This window comes from Erythrobacter sp. JB3-1, from assembly GCF_057364995.1.
In genome coordinates this window covers 2,236,464-2,253,952 of record NZ_CP200289.1, presented here as the reverse complement: position 1 = coordinate 2,253,952, position 17,489 = coordinate 2,236,464, and the positions used below count along the sequence as shown (strand labels likewise).

Genomic DNA, 17,489 nt, shown 5'->3' with positions numbered 1-17,489 from the left:
TGCAAGCACACTTCTCCGCGATGCTTAAGCTGCCATGCGCACGCGATTGCGCCCTGCGCCCTTTGCATCATACAAAGCCGTATCCGCGCGGGCGAACAATTTGAGCGGCGAATCGCCGGCAACAAGGCTGGTGAAGCCAACGCTGATCGTCACTGGAGGCTTCTCGCCAATCGCTGTACCCATCGAAATCGCCAGCCGCAAACGCTCTGAGATGATGCGGGTATAGGCATTGTCAGCGCCCGGCACGATCCAGACAAATTCCTCGCCCCCTACCCGGCCAATAACATCGCCTTCGCGCGCTTGCTCCATCGCAATTTTCGCCACCTCTTGCAGCACTCGGTCACCATGCGGATGGCCATAGGTGTCGTTCACCGACTTAAAGTGATCAATATCAAACAGGATCAGCGAGAGCGGCTCGCCCCTCTTCTGGTGCTGTACCACTTGTTGATCCAGCACTGCCATTACCCGGCGGCGATTGGCCAGCCCGGTCAGTGGATCGGTTTCAGCGAGCTTGCGGGCAACGCTCGCCTCTTGCAGAGCCGATACGCGAGAACGCTCCAGTTTGCGTTCGCGCTGAACCTGGTCGGTCACATCGCGCACCACCGCGACAACGCGCGCGACCTCGCCAGAGGCATTGTGCAGATTGCATGCCTGAACCGAGATCGAGCGCGGCATGCCGTCATAACCGTGAATGTCATAGTGCAGCTCGTAAGGCCCAACTTCTTTGGCCCGCGCGGTGACTTGACCAACAAGGTCGATGTCATTGGCGAACAGGACAGTTTCTGCGTCGCCCTCGATGAACTCTTCATCTTTCGCCATGCCAAACAGTGTGCGCATCCCATCGGACCATTGCTGCGCGCCGCTCGAAGGATCATATTGCCAGATACCCAGGTCGCCGATGTTTTCCGCCATGCGGACCGTGCGCAACAGCTCGCTCATGCGTTCGCCGCGTTCGCGTGCAATGCGCGCGGCAAAGCGGGTCTCGCGGCGGGCATTCACTGTGGCGATGACAAACACCATCGCCAACACACCCAATAGGATGCAGACGGCAAACAGCGCGCTGTTCCCTGCTTCCCCGGTCAACATACCGGCCCCGTGATGTGCCCTCGATCCATAATTTGCAGGCGTTAGCGGGAAAGCGTCAACCGCTTGGCGGGTTGGGCATGCGGGTTTTTACCTAATGTACGGAGGCGTGCGTTTTACCGCGCAGTAAGCATAACGCTCGCCGCCGCATTGAAATAAGGCAGTTCGGCTTAGAATGCCGCGCGATTAAGCCGCGTTGGCTTGGCGTCCAACAACCTCTTGATTAAGCATCTCAGCCAGCAAAAACGCCAGCTCGAGCGATTGCTCTGCGTTGAGGCGCGGATCGCAATGTGTGTGATAGCGATCGCCCAGGCGCTCATCGGTGATCGCCACCGCGCCGCCGACGCATTCGGTCACGTCTTGGCCGGTCATCTCAATATGGATGCCGCCCGGATGCGTGCCCTCTGCGCGGTGCACGTCAAAGAAACCCTTCACCTCAGTCAGGATACGGTCGAATGGCCGCGTCTTAAACCCGGTTTCAGACTTCACGACATTGCCGTGCATCGGATCACAGCTCCACACCACCGGATGACCTTCGCGCTCAACTGCGCGGACCAGTTTCGGCAGGCCTTCGGTGACTTTATCATGGCCAAAGCGAGAGATCAGCGTGATCCGGCCCGCTTCGCGCGATGGGTTCAGGATATCGAGCAATTCGATCAGAGCATCGGGCTCCAGGCTTGGCCCACATTTCATACCCAGCGGATTGCCAATGCCGCGCGCAAATTCGATATGCGCGCTGCCCGGGAAGCGGGTGCGATCACCAATCCACAGCATGTGTGCGCTGGTCGCAAACCATTGACCGGTCAGCGAGTCCTGCCGAGTGAGCGCTTGCTCATACGGCAGCAGCAGGCCTTCGTGGCTGGTGTAAAAGCTGGTGCCCTGGAGTTGCGGAACTGTCGCAGGATCAACGCCGCAGGCCTCCATGAAATCGAGCGACTCGCCGATGCGGTCCGCCATTTGCGCGAACTTAGTCGTCCACGGCGTACGGCCCATAAAGTCGAGCGTCCATTGGTGGACCTGACGCAGATTGGCATAGCCGCCGCCCGCGAAAGCGCGCAGCAAGTTGAGCGTCGCCGCGGCCTGAGAATAGGCGCGCACCATCCGGCCGGGATCATTGCGGCGCTGGACCGGATCAAATTCGATCCCATTGATATTGTCACCGAAATAGCTCGGCAAGGTCACATCGCCGACCGTCTCTGTGTCGGAGGAGCGCGGCTTTGCAAACTGGCCCGCCATCCGGCCGACTTTGATCACCGGATGCTTACTGGCGAAGGTCAGCACCACCGCCATTTGCAGCAGCGCGCGGAAGGTGTCGCGAATGTTGTTCGGGTGAAACTCTGCAAAGCTCTCAGCGCAATCGCCGCCTTGCAGCAGGAACGCCTTGCCATTGGCGACGTCCGCCAGGTCTGATTTGAGCGCGCGCGCTTCCCCGGCAAACACCAACGGCGGATAGGCCGCCAATGTCGCCTCAGCCTCAGCCAGTTCGGACGGGTCCTCATACTTCGGCAAGTGCTTTGCTTCGTGGGACTTCCAGCTTTCGGGGGACCAATTGTTTGACACGTCGAATTCTTCTTCCAAAATTGTAGCGAGGGGCATGGCGGTACTGCCGAATGCTCTCGCCCGTAGGGAGCGCCGTTATCGCCCCTAGGTTACATGTGTAAAGCCGCAATAGCTCCAGCGACAACATTATTTCGCGTCGCTGTGATCGCTTCAACCGATTGGTGGACACTCTAAGGCGGCAAAAAACCGCCTAAAAAGCGCCCGGCCTACCGCTATCGCCCGATTACCTCAGGACGCGGCGCAGGCGCGGCAGCGGCCGCCGGAGTGCCCTCACTCGCTGGCACTGGCAAAGCCTCGGCCAGTTCGGTGCCCTCAGGAATTACGGCCAATCGCCACCCAGGCTGACGCCCGAAATACCGCCCGGCGAGCACTTGCATCACCTGAGGCGTGGTCTGCGAGTAGTCGTTGAGCAGGCTCGGCAGCAAAGCAATGCGGCGGCGATCCGTAGTCGCGCCTTCCGGCTGGTAAAGCCAGAAGGTGTTGCCCGTGGATGCGCGGCTGAACAATTGCCTCAGCGGTTCGGTCACCCGGTCGAGCTCTTCCATGGTCGGCGGCGTGTTGACGAGATCGCGCGCGATTTTATCAGCCTCGCTGAAGAAAACGGGCACGTCTTGCGGCTGCAATTGTGCGAGCGCGGTGATCGTACCGCCGCTTTCCAAATCGGTCGGCCAATTGGAGAGGATCTGCGGCGCATAGCTTGCGCCAGCGCGCTCTCGCATCGCCTCAAGCAAACGGTTGTTGAAGACTTGGATCAGGATTTCAAGCTGGCGGGACTCGCGCAATCTTTGAACGCCCGCGCCGCTTGGCCAAGCGATCACAGCCGCGGCTTGGTTCTTGTCACCGCGGTGATTGAGGACCGTCGTCTCGCCAGCGCCAGCCGGGAATTCCGGTACGCGCGCAGCAACATCAGCAGGTACCGGATCGCGCGCATCGAGCGCGCCAAAGGTGGTGCGCAGCGCTTCCACCGTCGCATCGCGGTCAAACTCGCCGAACACCAGAACCTCAACCGGCCCTTGCGACAACAGCGGCTCCCACACTTCGCGGAAACCCTCTGGCGTCAAATTAGCCAGAGCATCGGGATCAGGCGTGGCAAAGCGGGGATCGCGATTGGTGAGCAGGTACTCAAGATCGCGGTTGATCACGCCATTGGGACTGGTGGCAAAGGCATTATACGCCAGCTGAGCCGCAGCGCGGGCGCGGATCACCGGGTCTTTATCCCAGCGCGGCATGCCCAGCTTTGCAGCGAACAGATACAGCTGATCGGCCACATCGGCAGAGCGCGTGCGCGCGGTGAAGGTGAAGACCGCATCATCGATTTGGAATTCAAAGCCGAGCTTGCGGCCCGTTGCCAAACGGTCGAGCTCTTCCTGCCCCAATTCGCCAAGGCCCGAGCCGACCAAGGCGGTCGTACCTAATGCGGCGTAGGGCGCTGTTTGATCATCAAATGCGCGGTAGCCAGCGCCAAAGCGAACCTTGACGACGACGCGTCCTGGCTCTGCATTGTTCGACCACAGCAGCGCGCGAACGCCATTGTCAAAATCGACCTGCTCAATATCGAGCAGGCCAATCGGAGCGCGCGAGGCAATCGTGCCCGGCTCGCCAACGGCGGGAAGCTCGTCAAACGACACAGTGCTGGCGGCGAGGCGCGAGCTGCCATCGCTGGTAGCGGCGCGTTCCAGCGCGACGCGAACCGCACCCTCATCCGCTTCACCAGCCGACGGCGTCACATAGATGCCGCGCACAACGTCGCCTTGGAACAGCTTGCGCGTCGCGGCGAGCACTTCGTCAGGCGTGAAGCGCGGTTTCGTGCCGCGAAACACGTCCAGCACCACTTCGGGAGAAGCGGTGGTCTCGCGAATATCGACCGCATTGATCAGAGTGTCGGCCAGGTTCGACCCGGCGATGACTGTGCGCTGCTCCACCTGATTGGCGAAAGCGATGTCGAATTCGGCGACCTCGCGGTCGATCTCTTCCTGTGTCGGGCCGCTTTCCAGCGCATCGGCAATCACACCGCGCACATCAGTCATCGCAGCATCCCAATCTTCGGATAGCGGCGCGAAAGTCACAAAGGTCGCGTCGGTTGAGCGCGAGACATCGTCCTGTTGAACCTGCGCATAGAGATAGCTGCCGCCAGAGCGCGCGCGCGATTCCAAACGACGGTTGATGATCGCTTGCGCAACCGCATCAATCATCAGCCCTTCGTTATAAACAATAGTGTCTTCCACCTGCCGCCAAGGGCGCATCACGGCATAAGTCAGGCTGCGCGGCAGATCAGGCTCTACCATTACGCCGACCTCGCCAATCGGACCGCTCTCGCTTTGCGTGTTCGCCGCATCTGCTGGCGGCACGGGATCGCCAAAATCTGGCGTAACACCAGCTTCACCAGTCCCTTCCCAATCGGCAAACCATTGCTCGATCAGGCCCGCCAAAACCTCTGGCGGGGCATCACCGACAACAACAATCACGGTATTTTCTGGGCGATACCAACGGTTGTAGAAGTCTTGCACCTTGGCGCCATTCGCCCCGCGCAAGGTTTCTTCAGTGCCAATCGGTGCGCGGGTGGCCAAACGCTGACCTGCAAACAACACGGAGCGGGTAAACTCGCCCACGCGCTCCGCCGCGCCGCCGCGCTCGCGTTTTTCAGCGAGCACAATCGGCAATTCCGCCGCGACATTCTCATCGCTCAGCACCGGCGATTTGATCATGCCTGAGAGCAGCTTGAAACTCTCCGCCAGTTTCCCACGGGTTACGCCCGGCAGATCAAGTTTATAGGCGGTGTGCGTCGGGCTGGTTTCCGCATTGGCATCGCTGCCAAAGGTCGCCCCCAATCGCTGCCACGTTTCAATCGCTTTCGCTTGGCCCAGATATTTGCTCTCACGGAACAACAAGTGCTCCAGCAAGTGTGCATAGCCCTGTTCAGAATCACGCTCGTGCAAGGAGCCTGCATCAATCCGCACGCGGATCGAAACCTGTCCGGGCGGCACGCCATTTTTGCGCACGGCATAGCGCAGGCCATTGTCCATTTTCCCGAACAACCACTCACGGTCGACCGGAACATTGCTGTTTTCATAGAGCCACGGGACTTCATCCGCCCCTTGCAGCTTTTTCGGCTGAGGAATGATCGGATCAGCGCTCGGCACGCTGATCGCCTCAGGCGGCGCTCCGTCAGAGCTGTTGGGCTCTATATTTTGCGCCGTAGCTGGGAATGTCAAAGCCGCCGTAGCAGCAAGCAGGAGAAGGGCCTTGGGCGCCCGGAAAATCGCGTTCATCGGCGGAATATAGGCAAGCATCGTGTGAAGGGATAGTGAATGCTGCGCAATAAGACGCGATTGTGCGTCATTTTGTGCGGTTTTATTATCAGGTTTGAGCGCGACTACGCCTTGTGGCGGCTTTGCAGCGACCCTAAATACATCAGCATGTTCATAGAAACCGAAACCACTCCGAACCCCGCCAGCCTCAAATTCCTGCCTGGCCGGACAGTGATGACCGCCGGTACGCGCGAATTTTCCAGCCCTGAAGCGGCAGAGGCCAGCCCCCTTGCCCAAGCGATCTTTGACACGGGTGAGACGATCAACGTGTTCTTCGGCAGCGATTTTGTGACCGTCACGGCGGCTCCCGGCGCGGATTGGGGATCGCTCAAATCGCAAGTGGTGGCCATTCTGCTCGATCACTTCGTGTCAGAGGCTCCGCTGTTCAATGCCGCAACGGCGGGCGACATCTCGGTTCCAGCGGACACAGAGCATGTGGTCGAAGAATCGGAAGAAGACGCAGAGATCATCGCCGCGATCAACGAACTGCTCGAAACGCGCGTTCGCCCAGCAGTGGCGGGCGATGGAGGCGACATCGCCTATCGCGGATTTAGCAACGGCGTTGTCTATCTCACTCTGCAGGGTGCCTGCGCTGGCTGCCCATCTAGCACCGCGACGCTCAAGCAAGGGATTGAAGGCCTGCTGAAACATTATGTCCCTGAGGTCGTTGAAGTACGCGCAGCATAATTCAACAGACTTTTGGAGCTGAAATGACCAAGCAATTTCACGGCACCGTGCTGAGCGATGACGCACTCGACCAGCTGTTTAATGAAGCGCGCAGCTATAACGACTGGCTAGATAAGCCGGTTAGCGAAGCGCAGATCCGTCAGATCCACGATCTGCTGAAAATGGCGCCAACCTCGGCCAATATGCACCCTGCACGCTTCATTTGGTGCACATCAGCTGATGCAAAGTTGCGCCTCGCCGAACATGCGATGGATGCGAACAAGCCAAAGATCACCAATGCCCCTGCCTGTGTCATCATTGGCTATGACATCGACTTTCACGAGCATCTGCCAGAGCTGTTCCCACACACCGATGCGAAAAGCTGGTTCGAAGGCGATGAGGCAGGCCGGATCGACGGAGCTCGGCGCAATTCCGCTCTGCAAGGCGCGTATCTGATGCTGGCAGCGCGCGCGATTGGGCTTGATTGCGGGCCGATGTCCGGCGTTGATCTTGACGGTGTGACGTCGGAGTTCTTCGCCGACAGTCCGCGCATGAAAGCCGACTGGATTTGCTCGATTGGATATGGCGATCCTGAAAGCGTCTTTGACCGCTCGCCGCGCCCCGACTTTGGCAAGTTCAACACAATTATCTGACGCCTTCATTTGAGCCGCAATTTCTAAGACTTGCAGGCAGCGCAGCTCTAGGGCATCGCGCAATCCCATGCGCACCTTAGCGATAGAAACGGCGAGCGAAGCCTGCTCAACTGCCCTGTTCGACGGGACGAAACTGGTCGCGCACGAGCATGCTGTGCTGGGGCGCGGACATGCCGAACGGCTGATCCCGATGATTGCTGAACTGCCGGGCAAGGGCTGCGCGGAACGTATTCTCGTCTCGCTTGGCCCGGGCAGCTTTACCGGCGTGCGCATCGGCATTGCCGCCGCCCGCGCGCTCGGCTTTGCTTGGGGAGCTGAAGTCCTCGGCTATCCCACCATGGCGCTGGTCGCCGTGCGCGCCTGGCAATCCTCCCCGCGCGGCGTGACTGTGTGCATGAACGGCGGACACGGCGAGTGGTTCGTGCAGAACTTTGCCGAAGGCGGCGGCTGTGACGACGTTCGCTCGCTCGCCCCAGATGCGGCCAAACTCGCCTGCGAGCATGACACGATTGTCGGCAACCGCGCCGAAGAACTTGCGGCAATGTTTTCTAGCGACAAGCGCGCGCTCAATCTGTTGCCTGATGCTAGCAAGGTGAACTTGCTGCACGAAACGAAGCTAACCAACGACCTGTCGCCAATCTATGGCCGCGCGCCCGATGCCAAGCCGCAAGCAGCAAGGACCCCGCAATGACTGCGCCCACCTGCTTCATCGATCACATCATGACCGTGATGGAGGCGGCGTTTGATCCAGCATACGGCGAGGCATGGAATCGCCGCCAAATCACCGACGCGCTAACCCTGTCAAACACGCATGCTTTGCTAGTGGACCAGAATGGTGCGATATTGGACGAACGCAGCAATGCCGACGGCCAGGGCGCCTGCGGATTTGTTCTGACCCGGGCGGCCCCCGGCGAAGAAGAGCTCTTATTGATCGCGGTGCATCCGGAAAATCGCGGTAGCGGCCTTGCTCAAATATTGATCGAGCAGTCTGCTCAAAGCGGCGCAAAACCGCGGTTCAGAGCGGATTTTTCTGGAGATGCGACGCGGCAACCCGGCGGTACATCTTTACAGCAAGCTGGGTTTTGTACCGATCGGCGAGCGCCCCAAATATTACCGCATGACAAACGGAGAACGGGTAGACGCCATTACTTTCGGGCGTGCGATCTAAAGCTGATTTGGAGGTTTCTCATCTTGATTTAATTGCGAACAATCTGTTCGGTTGGTTGCATTGTAAGAGGAGCTGGTTCATGTCGAATTTATCGGAAAAATCCGAACAAAAAAGAGACGAGGAACTCTAAATGGAAGACTTGCAACTTGAGATGAAGGAAACACTGATAACGCTCACCAGCGATATCGTGGCTGCGCATGTCAGCAATAATGACGTATCTGTTGACGATGTGCCTTCGCTCATCACCAATGTATTTACGGCTCTTTCAGGCCTAGGCGAAGCAGAAGCACCTGAAGAGGTGCGGCCTGAACCGGCTGTTTCGATCCGTGCGTCTGTTAAGAAAGATCACATTGTCTGTTTGGAAGATGGCAAGAAGTTTAAGATGCTTAAGCGCCATCTGATGACAGAGTACAATATGACACCTGATGAATATCGGGCACGCTGGAACCTCCCAGCGGATTATCCAATGGTTGCGCCTAGCTATTCAGAAACACGCCGCGACCTTGCAAAAAAGATCGGCCTCGGCCGCAAGGCTGTAAAAGGCCGCGGTCGCCGTAAGAAGTAATGGAGCAAAGCGGGCCTGAGTTGGTTTTTCCTGCTTTGGCCCGCTTGGTTTCCCATTGGGGCGCTCACAAGGTTATGCCCGTCCTTGTGCAGCTTGACTTGAGCAATCCGCCCTCCACCTTTACAGCGGGTTTGACCGCGCGCCTATCCGAAAGGAAACAGCGTAAATAGCGGCTAACACAGCAATAATATCGGCGGCACAGCTGGCGGAGTAACAAGTGCAGCAAAAGATCGATCTTGAACAATTATGCGCTGAAAAAGGGTTGCGCATCACCGAGCAGCGCCGCGTTATCGCGCGCGTCCTTTCGGAGAGCGACGATCACCCTGACGTAGAACTGCTGCACCAACGCGCCTCTGCGATTGATCCAAAGATCTCAATTGCCACCGTTTACCGCACAGTGCGTTTGTTTGAAGAAGCCGGCATTCTTGACCGGCACGATTTCGGCGATGGCCGCTCGCGCTATGAGCCTGTGCCAGAGGCGCATCACGATCATCTGATCGATGTTGAAACCGGCAAAGTGGTTGAGTTCGTCGATCCAGAAGTGGAATCGCTCCAACGCCAGATCGCGGAGCGTTTGGGCTATCGCTTGGTTGACCACCGAATGGAACTCTACGGGGTTCGCCTCTCTCGTGACGACTAGACGCGAAACGCTCGATCGGGAGCGGCGCCTGGCCGCAATGCGCGGCGAAACGACACCGCTCTCAGCGATCGGCTGGCTCCGGCTAACATATCGCACGATCCTGTTGGCGCTTGGCCTGATTGTCTGTGTGCCGCTGCACTACATCTATCGCATCTTCGCCTACGGCTCGCCCATCCCGATGTTTTTCCTTCGCTATGCCGCATGGGCATCGGGCGCGCGGGTGGAAGTGGTTGGCACGCATTTGAAGCGCGATGTATTTTACGTCGCGAACCACATGTCTTGGCTCGATATTCTGTCAATGGCCGGGGCCTGCGGGACGGCATTCGTTGCAAAGGCAGAATTGGCCGACGCCCCTCTCGTGGGGTGGCTCGCATCGCTCAACCGCACCGTGTTTGTAAAACGCGAGCACCGCATGGGCGTAGCAGAGCAGATCAATGCTCTGAAAGAAGCGTTATCGGACAATTGGGCGGTAACCGTCTTTCCCGAAGGCACGACCACAGATGGGCAATCCCTGCTCCCTTTTAAGACGAGTATGCTCAGCGTGCTGGAGCCGCCGCCGCCTGGCGTCATGGTCCAGCCTGTTTTGCTCGACTATGGCGAAGTGGCCGAGGAAATTGGCTGGATCGGCAATGAAACCGGTCTCAACAACGCAAAGCGCGTGCTATCACGGCGCGGCACATTCAAGCTGCGGCTGAACTTCCTGGAGCCATTCAGCCCGGAGGATTACCGTGGGCGTAAGAAGATTGGTGCAGAGGCGCGGCGCCGCATCGAAGAAGCTTTGCTGGAGACGCTTGGCAAACCGCTGCGCGATTTCCGCCACACCGTCGATCCGATCCGTTACGAAGCGCCAGAAGAGGCGCAGCGCATCGCTGAAGCGCAGGGCGAGAAGCCGGTTGAGAATGCCAACCAAGCCTAGGCAAACCGCCTAAGACCGCGCGAGCTTAAAGGCCCGCGCGCACCAACCAATCGTGGAACAAGCGTACGGGGCGAAGCTCCAGCGCCGTTGGCTTGCACACAAACCAATAGCTGTATGGGCTTTCAACCTCGAGGCCGTAGAGATCGGTCAAGCGGCTGTCAGCCGCGCGGCGCAAGTGATCATCATGCATAATCGCAACGCCTAGGCCTTGAGCGGCGGCTTCTAGCATCAGCTGACCCGAATCGTAATGATCGATAGCGGAAGGATCCATATCCTCCATGCCCAGCGCCTTCTTCCACGCCTCAAAGCTCGCCGGTAGCTCGTTGTGGATCAGGAAGGTCTGCTTCTCGAGCGCTTCCTGATCGACCTTCGTGCCAATCGCCGCGGCGAGTTCCTTACTGCAAATCGCATGGACCAGATTGTGGTCGAGCCGCACCGCATGCAGGCCGGTGTCGGGTCCGCGCGACAGGATGATCGCCGCATCCAGAGTGTCGCCCACACGGTCTTCCAGATGCGGGCCAGTGTCGATGTCGATATGCAGCAAAGGGTGCCGCTTGCGCAGTTCGCCGAGCCTCGGGAACAGGCGCTGGCTGCCGAAAAGCGGCAGCACGCCGAGACGCAGGCGCAGCAGCGAGATATTGTCCGACTGGCTTTCGACGGCGCGGGCGAGCGATTCCAGATGCGGGTTCACCGCCTCGTAAAACGCCTGCCCCTCATCGGTCAGTTGCATGGATTGGCGCGCCCGCGTGAACAGCTTCTTGCCGACGAATTCTTCCAGATTGCTGATCCGGCGCGACAAAGCGGACGGGCTAAGCCCGATCTCTTCAGCAGCAGCACGGGCTGAACCAAGGCGCACAGTTCGCATGAAAGCTTCAAGTGCGCGAAGTGGGGGTAGTCGGCGGGATGGCATGTCTAACTCCTTGTTATAAGGAGCTACGCATGACCAGCAGAAAAGATGCAAAAAATCGAACTAACTGCGAATAATTCTTAGCTAGCTTGTTATTTCCTCACGTTCCGGGGCGTGCAGACGCAGCCGTTTGACGTGTGTTTCATCCGCCGCTGTCACTTCAATCCGCCAGCCGCTGGGATGTTCCAACCGCGTGCCGACGGATGGCACTTGCTCTGCCAAGACGAAGGCGAGCCCGCCCAATGTGTCGACCGATTCTTCAACCTCGGCGAGTTGCGGATCGACCAGCTCAGCCACATCGTCGAGCTCCGCGCGGGCATCGCAATCCCACATGCCCTCGCCAATCGCGACGATCAGTGCCTCTGGCGTCTCATCGTGCTCGTCTTCAATGTCGCCAACAATCTCCTCGACCAAATCCTCAATCGTAATGAGACCGTCAGTCCCGGAAAACTCATCGAGCACAATCGCGAGGTGCACTCGCCGCGCGCGCATGTCGGCCAGCACATCGAGCGCGCCGCGCACCTGCGGCACATAGATCGGCTGACGCATCAAGGTCGTCCAATCCTTGGGCGGCGGTTTGCCATTGGCAAGGTATGGGAACACGTCTTTGATGTGCACCATACCGATCACTTCATCGAGCGTTTCGCGATAGACAGGCATGCGTGAATGGCCGTTCTCGCTGAAGCTCGCGACCAGCTCTTCCCAGCCGATCGAGGCATCAACCGCTATGATCTCGCCGCGCGGAACCGCGACATCATCGGCGTCATGCTCACTGAAATGCAGCAAATTGCGCAGCATCTGGCGCTCAACCGGCGAAAGATCGCCATTGCCATTGCCGCTGTCCTCGCGGTCTTCATCGTGGTTTTCGTCTTCGTGCTCGTCGATCGCGTCTTCAAGCTGCGCGCGCAAAGACCGATCGCCGTCGCCGGCGCCGATGAGTTTTCGAAATGCGGTCCCCAGATTGCTGAGGACGCCGCTGCTACTGTCCGCGTCTCCGGCGGGGGATTGAGAATCGGGCATTGTCAGTTTTGGGCCCTTCGCGGGAGTGCTCCTTAAGTGCTGGGCGTAGCATATGGGTCTGCGATACCCATTTTTGCAAGGATTGCAATTTCCAGAGCCTCCATTGCGTCGGCATCTTCGTCGGACGTTTCGTGATCATATCCCGCCAGATGCAGCAGGCCGTGGGTGATGAGATGCGCGGTATGATGCTCCACGCTGATACCCTTGTCCGCCGCTTCGCGCGCGCAAGTCTCATGCGCTAAGGCAAGATCGCCGAGCATTTCTGGAGGGCCGTCATCCGCGAGCGCCAACAGATTTTCACGTGCCAGCATGGGAAAGCTCAGCACATTGGTCGGCTTGTCCCGGTCTCGCCATTCGCGATTGAGCGCGTGCACCTCTGCGTCATTGGTGAACAGCAGGCTGACGTTGAGGCGCGGATTAGCGAGTTCTTCGGTCACGCCTTGTACTGCTTCCGCCACACGCTCAGCAAGCGCCTCCCACTCGCCAGCAGGCCAACCTTCAATGTCCATGTCGAGATGAATCAGCTAACCCCTCTCGGTTTGAATTATGTTGATTAAGCTAAGCTCATCTCCGATTAATGTGCTCAAGGACCAAGCATTTGTGAGTCCATCTAAATGGACCAATTCCAAACTTGAGAATTGTCCGGCGGCATGTGCCCAGTCACACTGCTTGGCTGCAAGCTTTGCTTGCCACACATCAATAGCCTGATGCGGCCCGTTTGCATCAACTTGCTCGATGTAAGTCCCGCCCTCGTGCTCGAGTATGATCGTAAAAAATGGCACTATTTGTGCTAACTACCCGGCCCTTCATAGGCCTCGACGATGCGGCCAACGATCGGGTGCCGCACCACGTCTGCCGCGGTGAAGCGGGTAACAGCAATGCCGTCCACAGCCTCCAACCGGTCAACCGCGTCGGCCAGGCCGGACATGCGATCACCGCCGGGAATATCGACCTGGCGCGGATCGCCGCAGATCACCATCCGGCTGTTCTGGCCAAACCGCGTGAGGAACATCTTCATCTGCTCACGCGTCGTGTTTTGCGCCTCGTCCAAAATCACAAAGGCATCGGCCAAAGTCCGCCCACGCATGAAGGCAATCGGCGCAATCTCAATCTCGCCGCTGGCGATCCGGCGTTCCACCTGTTCCGGCGGCATGCAATCATACAGCGCGTCGTAAATCGGGCGCAGATAGGGATCGACCTTTTCCTTCATATCACCGGGTAGAAAGCCAAGCTTTTCGCCCGCTTCCACCGCTGGCCGCGACAGGATCAATCGCTGGACGCTGCCGGAAATTAGCTGGCTGACCGCCTGCGCCACCGCGAGATAGGTCTTGCCCGTGCCCGCCGGGCCAAGCGCAAAAATCAGCTCATCTCGCGAGAGCTGCTTCATATAGGGGATCTGATTGGCCGAGCGCGGCACAATCGTCTTGCGCCGGGTGCGGATCATAATCGGCGGGTTCTTCTCTTCGCCTGAGATAATCCCCTCCAGCGTGGGTTCGTGCGACATGGCGATCAGCGATTCAATCGCGCCAGCATCCAGCTCCTGACCCTGAGCCAGGCGGTCATACATGGTGGTCAGCGTTTCCCTTGCCCGCGCCACATTGTCCGCGGGCCCTTCGATCAGGACCTTATCGCCGCGCGCATGGATCATCACACTCAGTCGGTTCTCGACCTGCACCAGATTGGCGTCAAACTGTCCAAACAAGGGGCCGAGCAACGACTGGTTTTCAAAGCTCAGCTCTGCCTTCGCGCCTTGGGCATCGGACGCCGATGCATCATCAGCATTGATGGAACCGGGCAATGCGGCCGGATCGATTGTATCAGAAGGTCTGCGGCCCATAGGATCCTTTGTCTGTGCCAATTGCCTGAGTCGTGAAGGTAAGCCAGATGCGCGCGATGGCAAGCGCACTCGCTATGACCAATGGGGAAAGTCGCACAAGTGCAACACGGGCCTGCCGTGCTGGATGGGCGGCAATACGCTAGCCTGAGACTAACTCGCCGCGCAGTGAGCTGGGGCGGCCTTCGACGATATGCGTGCGGACCATGTCGCCGATTTGCACATCGCCCTCGAACCACACGCTTTGCAGCCACGGCGATTTGCCGAGCCATTGGCCGGGTAGCTTGCCTTTGCGCTCGACCAAGACATCGCAGGTCTTGCCCGCGCTCGCGGCGTTGAACGCCATTTGATCGCGGCTGAGCGCATCTTGGAGGCGGGCGAGCCGCTCTTCCATAACTTCTTTCGCGATCTGATTGTCCATCGTCGCGGCGGGCGTTCCGGGGCGCGGCGAGTATTTGAAGCTGTACGCCTGAGCGTAGCGGACTTCGTCGACCAGCTTGAGCGTGTCTTCAAACTCGGCATCGGTCTCGCCGGGAAAACCAACGATAAAATCGCCTGACAGAGCGATGTCAGGGCGCACTTTGCGAAACCGCTCGAGCAGTTTGAGATAGCTCTCGGCGGTGTGCGAGCGGTTCATCGCCTTTAGCACGCGGTCATTGCCCGATTGCACGGGCAGATGCAGATACGGCATCAGCTTTGCGACTTCGCCGTGCGCCTCGATCAGAGCGTCATCCATGTCGTTGGGGTGCGATGTGGTATAGCGAATGCGCTCAAGCCCATCGATCCGCGCGATATCGTGGATCAGCCCGGCCAGACCAACCGCCCTGCCCGCATCATCCTCTCCGCTCCAAGCGTTCACATTCTGCCCCAGCAGCGTGATCTCGCGCGCTCCGGCATCAACCAGCTTGCGCGCTTCCTCGGTCAGATCGCTAAACGGGCGCGAAATTTCCGCGCCGCGGGTGTAGGGGACCACGCAATAGGTGCAGAATTTGTCGCAACCTTCCTGCACAGTCAGGAACGCATTGGGCGCGGTCCGCCGGCGCTTTGGCAAAGCGCCAAATTTCGCAATCGCGGGCATATCGGTGTCGGTCGCGCGCTCGCCCTTAACCGCCTTGTCCAGCATGTCTGGCAAGCGGTGATAAGCCTGCGGGCCCACCACCATGGAAACCGCCGGCGCGCGCGCCATGATCTCTTCGCCCTCTGCCTGAGCGACGCAGCCAGCCACCGCGATCATCGGCGCTTTCTTCTGCGTCTTACCCTTGGTCAGGCGGCCGATGTCGGAATAGATCTTCTCCGCTGCCTTTTCGCGAATGTGGCACGTGTTGAGCACAACCAGATCGGCATCCTCGCCCTCTGGCGCGGGGGTGATGCCTTGTTCGCTCAGCAATTCGCCCATCCGATCGCCATCATAGACGTTCATCTGGCAACCGAAGTTTTTGACGCGGTACGTTTTGGGAGGGTTGGTCGGTTTCATCGCAGCGCGCTTTAGTTGGCCAATCGGTTTGTGTCGAGCAACGAAGTACGGCCGAGACAAACGAATTCGCGTGGACGTCCGCATCTGGGCTGCGGCTTCTCGTCACGCTCGAGGGCAACCCTTAATCCGAAAGAGTAAGCAAGGGTTCAATGATTTAAGGCAAGAAACACCTCCTCAACGAAAGTCTTTTCACTATCCATTAAACCAGCATTGTTAGGACTAACTCCTGATTTTCGGAGTAGTTTGATGAGTTTCTCGGAAATTGACCCCTTGGATGAGATGATTTCAAAGGAGGTCTTACTTGCCTGGGCCCTGACGATATCGTTTTGGATTTTGATGTATATCACAAGTATGTCTTACGTTATCGGTGCCATCCTTATCTTGCCAGTCGTGGCTGCACTGGCACCGTTTATCCCACATTCCATCAGTCTTGAAGCCAGCTTTGCAGCCCTGACTACCATTCTGATGATTTGCATGATTGCTGTGATGATCTTCAGTCAAAAAACAAAAAATAGAGCGCTTTTCTGCCTTAGCGGAATGGCCGGAATAAGTGCAGTCGGGATAATCCTGTCAATTTTGCAAGGAGGCAAGTTCTGGACAGAGTTTGCTTAACCTTAACAAGAGCGCCAGAACGCAATTAGCGGTTCGCTCTTTTACAAGAAGGGTCAGAAAAGTTGATGCCTTCACGCCGCTTGGCCCTAAAAAGCACTTTGGCCGCGCGTGTAGCGGGAATACGCGCTGCGTTCAATCACTCGTCGTCAGCATCCTCATCGCGGCGGGCGATATGCACGCATGGCTCGGTTTGCGCGGTGCCGGGGCCAGGGTGCTTTTTGCCGTCATCGCCGCACTCAACCGCCGGTTTGCGCACGTCGTTTGCTTTGACGACGCTTAGGGCATCCTTGCTCTCATAAGCGGCGATCCAGGTGATGCAGTCGGCTAGCGGGCGGATTTTATGCTTGGTGAAACGGCCCGCTTGCGGTGTGCAATTGATCACGAACAGATCGGATGCGGGGGCCGCGCGGAATTTGCGCAGGCTTCTGAGCGCCTCGCCGCGCTCGTTTATAACAGTGCGATTGCCGTCATTGACCATGGATTTGCCGCGATAAAATGGCGAGACGTTGAACATCCACGCCTTCACATCCGCGTGCCGGATCGAGATTTCCGCCGCCAATGCTCCCCCCAGCGAATGGCCCGTTGTGATCCACTTTGCGTCCGCGTCAAAACGCGCGCGCTCAAGGTCAAAATATTTGTGCGCCAGCTCCAGTTGGTCGTCGCGCACGGTGCCGTAGAAGATATCGGCCGGGCCATCGAAGTCCGTGCCGCGAAACGCCATGATATAGGCATCGGGTGCGCGCTTATCCGCATCGCTAGAGGCCTGACCCGGTGGAGGCGTGAACTGCGCAAAAACCTGATAATCAAATCCGGTGTCTGCATCGTCCTCGTCGATCGGCAGACGCTCCAATCGAACCAGAGAATTGCCCAGCTCAGCGTAGGTGTCGCTGTCGCCAACATAGGCATTGGTCGCGGCCAAAGCGTAAGGGTAGCTCACCTCCGCCGCTTCGCGCACAAAGCCGCACCACCCGCCCGGATCCATCCGGCACGGACTGCGCGATTGACTGATGTTGGGATAGGTGACGCAGCCGCTCAAAGTGAGCAGCAAAAGTGCCAATGCTGCGCGGCGTAGCGTCACCTGAT

The 17,489-nt window shown here is 58.5% G+C and carries 17 protein-coding genes; 8 read left to right on the top strand and 9 right to left on the bottom strand.

Going from position 1 to position 17,489, the window contains the following annotated elements:
- Positions 1-24 precede the first annotated feature (24 nt).
- The 3 genes from AC0V6M_RS10650 to AC0V6M_RS10640 form a co-directional block, all read right to left on the bottom strand.
- Positions 25-1,086, bottom strand: coding sequence for a GGDEF domain-containing protein (locus tag AC0V6M_RS10650; protein WP_486138774.1), 1,062 nt, complete (start codon positions 1,084-1,086; stop codon positions 25-27).
- A 183-nt stretch (positions 1,087-1,269) separates the two neighbouring features.
- Positions 1,270-2,643: a class II 3-deoxy-7-phosphoheptulonate synthase gene (locus AC0V6M_RS10645; protein WP_486139615.1), complete on the bottom strand. Its 1,374-nt coding sequence runs from the start codon at positions 2,641-2,643 to the stop codon at positions 1,270-1,272.
- 212 nt (positions 2,644-2,855) lie between these two features.
- Entirely contained in the window at positions 2,856-5,912 is a 3,057-nt protein-coding gene (locus tag AC0V6M_RS10640) for a M16 family metallopeptidase (protein ID WP_486138773.1), read from the bottom strand.
- A gap of 147 nt (positions 5,913-6,059) precedes the next feature.
- Here AC0V6M_RS10640 and AC0V6M_RS10635 point away from each other — a divergent pair, with 147 nt between their 5' ends.
- From AC0V6M_RS10635 to AC0V6M_RS10605, 7 genes are all read left to right on the top strand, one after another.
- Positions 6,060-6,638 carry a NifU family protein gene (locus AC0V6M_RS10635; protein WP_486139614.1) on the top strand — a complete coding sequence of 193 codons (579 nt, stop codon included), beginning with the start codon at positions 6,060-6,062 and terminating at the stop codon, positions 6,636-6,638.
- 23 nt (positions 6,639-6,661) lie between these two features.
- Entirely contained in the window at positions 6,662-7,270 is a 609-nt protein-coding gene (locus AC0V6M_RS10630; protein ID WP_486138772.1) for a malonic semialdehyde reductase, read from the top strand.
- Positions 7,271-7,337: 67 nt separating this feature from the next.
- Positions 7,338-7,961 (top strand): tRNA (adenosine(37)-N6)-threonylcarbamoyltransferase complex dimerization subunit type 1 TsaB, encoded by a 624-nt coding sequence (gene tsaB, locus AC0V6M_RS10625; RefSeq protein ID WP_486138771.1) that lies wholly within the window; start codon positions 7,338-7,340, stop codon positions 7,959-7,961.
- On the top strand, positions 7,958-8,470 hold the full coding sequence (locus AC0V6M_RS10620; RefSeq protein ID WP_486138770.1) for a GNAT family protein: 513 nt from the start codon (positions 7,958-7,960) through the stop codon (positions 8,468-8,470). The genes tsaB and AC0V6M_RS10620 overlap by 4 nt, the downstream gene beginning before the upstream one ends.
- Before the next feature lie 98 nt (positions 8,471-8,568).
- On the top strand, positions 8,569-9,003 hold the full coding sequence (locus AC0V6M_RS10615) for a Ros/MucR family transcriptional regulator (protein ID WP_486138769.1): 435 nt from the start codon (positions 8,569-8,571) through the stop codon (positions 9,001-9,003).
- Positions 9,004-9,220: 217 nt separating this feature from the next.
- A complete protein-coding gene (locus AC0V6M_RS10610; RefSeq protein ID WP_472638410.1) occupies positions 9,221-9,643 on the top strand; it encodes a Fur family transcriptional regulator in 423 nt (140 codons plus the stop codon).
- Between the two features lie 37 nt (positions 9,644-9,680).
- Positions 9,681-10,559, top strand: a complete 879-nt coding sequence (locus AC0V6M_RS10605) for a lysophospholipid acyltransferase family protein (RefSeq protein ID WP_486139613.1) — start codon at positions 9,681-9,683, stop codon at positions 10,557-10,559.
- Between the two features lie 25 nt (positions 10,560-10,584).
- Here the strand turns inward: AC0V6M_RS10605 and AC0V6M_RS10600 are convergent, their stop codons facing one another.
- The 5 genes from AC0V6M_RS10600 to miaB all read right to left on the bottom strand — a co-directional run bounded on the left by AC0V6M_RS10600 (position 10,585) and on the right by miaB (position 15,794).
- On the bottom strand, positions 10,585-11,469 hold the full coding sequence (locus tag AC0V6M_RS10600) for a LysR substrate-binding domain-containing protein (protein ID WP_472645598.1): 885 nt from the start codon (positions 11,467-11,469) through the stop codon (positions 10,585-10,587).
- A gap of 81 nt (positions 11,470-11,550) precedes the next feature.
- Positions 11,551-12,486, bottom strand: coding sequence for a hemolysin family protein (locus tag AC0V6M_RS10595; protein ID WP_486138768.1), 936 nt, complete (start codon positions 12,484-12,486; stop codon positions 11,551-11,553).
- A 32-nt stretch (positions 12,487-12,518) separates the two neighbouring features.
- Positions 12,519-13,007, bottom strand: a complete 489-nt coding sequence (gene ybeY, locus AC0V6M_RS10590) for an rRNA maturation RNase YbeY (RefSeq protein WP_486139612.1) — start codon at positions 13,005-13,007, stop codon at positions 12,519-12,521.
- Between the two features lie 269 nt (positions 13,008-13,276).
- Complete coding sequence (locus tag AC0V6M_RS10585) at positions 13,277-14,323, bottom strand: PhoH family protein (RefSeq protein ID WP_486138767.1); 1,047 nt, start codon at positions 14,321-14,323, stop codon at positions 13,277-13,279.
- 139 nt (positions 14,324-14,462) lie between these two features.
- Positions 14,463-15,794, bottom strand: a complete 1,332-nt coding sequence (miaB, locus tag AC0V6M_RS10580) for a tRNA (N6-isopentenyl adenosine(37)-C2)-methylthiotransferase MiaB (protein ID WP_486138766.1) — start codon at positions 15,792-15,794, stop codon at positions 14,463-14,465.
- A gap of 246 nt (positions 15,795-16,040) precedes the next feature.
- On the opposite strand from miaB, the gene AC0V6M_RS10575 reads away from it, so the two are divergent.
- On the top strand, positions 16,041-16,406 hold the full coding sequence (locus AC0V6M_RS10575) for a hypothetical protein (RefSeq protein ID WP_486138765.1): 366 nt from the start codon (positions 16,041-16,043) through the stop codon (positions 16,404-16,406).
- Positions 16,407-16,542: 136 nt separating this feature from the next.
- Here the strand turns inward: AC0V6M_RS10575 and AC0V6M_RS10570 are convergent, their stop codons facing one another.
- Positions 16,543-17,484: an alpha/beta hydrolase family protein gene (locus tag AC0V6M_RS10570; RefSeq protein ID WP_486138764.1), complete on the bottom strand. Its 942-nt coding sequence runs from the start codon at positions 17,482-17,484 to the stop codon at positions 16,543-16,545.
- Positions 17,485-17,489 lie beyond the last annotated feature (5 nt).

What these genes read in the sequence shown, in the direction of transcription:
- AC0V6M_RS10605 (WP_486139613.1), top strand. Translation starts at nt 9,681, where the DNA reads ATGCGCGGCGAAACGACACCGCTCTCAGCGATCGGCTGGCTCCGGCTA.
- AC0V6M_RS10635 (WP_486139614.1), top strand. Translation starts at nt 6,060, where the DNA reads ATGTTCATAGAAACCGAAACCACTCCGAACCCCGCCAGCCTCAAATTC.
- AC0V6M_RS10600 (WP_472645598.1), bottom strand. Translation starts at nt 11,469, where the DNA reads ATGCCATCCCGCCGACTACCCCCACTTCGCGCACTTGAAGCTTTCATG.
- AC0V6M_RS10575 (WP_486138765.1), top strand. Translation starts at nt 16,041, where the DNA reads ATGAGTTTCTCGGAAATTGACCCCTTGGATGAGATGATTTCAAAGGAG.
- AC0V6M_RS10630 (WP_486138772.1), top strand. Translation starts at nt 6,662, where the DNA reads ATGACCAAGCAATTTCACGGCACCGTGCTGAGCGATGACGCACTCGAC.
- AC0V6M_RS10640 (WP_486138773.1), bottom strand. Translation starts at nt 5,912, where the DNA reads ATGAACGCGATTTTCCGGGCGCCCAAGGCCCTTCTCCTGCTTGCTGCT.
- tsaB (WP_486138771.1), top strand. Translation starts at nt 7,338, where the DNA reads ATGCGCACCTTAGCGATAGAAACGGCGAGCGAAGCCTGCTCAACTGCC.
- AC0V6M_RS10650 (WP_486138774.1), bottom strand. Translation starts at nt 1,086, where the DNA reads ATGTTGACCGGGGAAGCAGGGAACAGCGCGCTGTTTGCCGTCTGCATC.
- AC0V6M_RS10595 (WP_486138768.1), bottom strand. Translation starts at nt 12,486, where the DNA reads ATGCCCGATTCTCAATCCCCCGCCGGAGACGCGGACAGTAGCAGCGGC.
- miaB (WP_486138766.1), bottom strand. Translation starts at nt 15,794, where the DNA reads ATGAAACCGACCAACCCTCCCAAAACGTACCGCGTCAAAAACTTCGGT.
- AC0V6M_RS10615 (WP_486138769.1), top strand. Translation starts at nt 8,569, where the DNA reads ATGGAAGACTTGCAACTTGAGATGAAGGAAACACTGATAACGCTCACC.
- AC0V6M_RS10585 (WP_486138767.1), bottom strand. Translation starts at nt 14,323, where the DNA reads ATGGGCCGCAGACCTTCTGATACAATCGATCCGGCCGCATTGCCCGGT.
- AC0V6M_RS10620 (WP_486138770.1), top strand. Translation starts at nt 7,958, where the DNA reads ATGACTGCGCCCACCTGCTTCATCGATCACATCATGACCGTGATGGAG.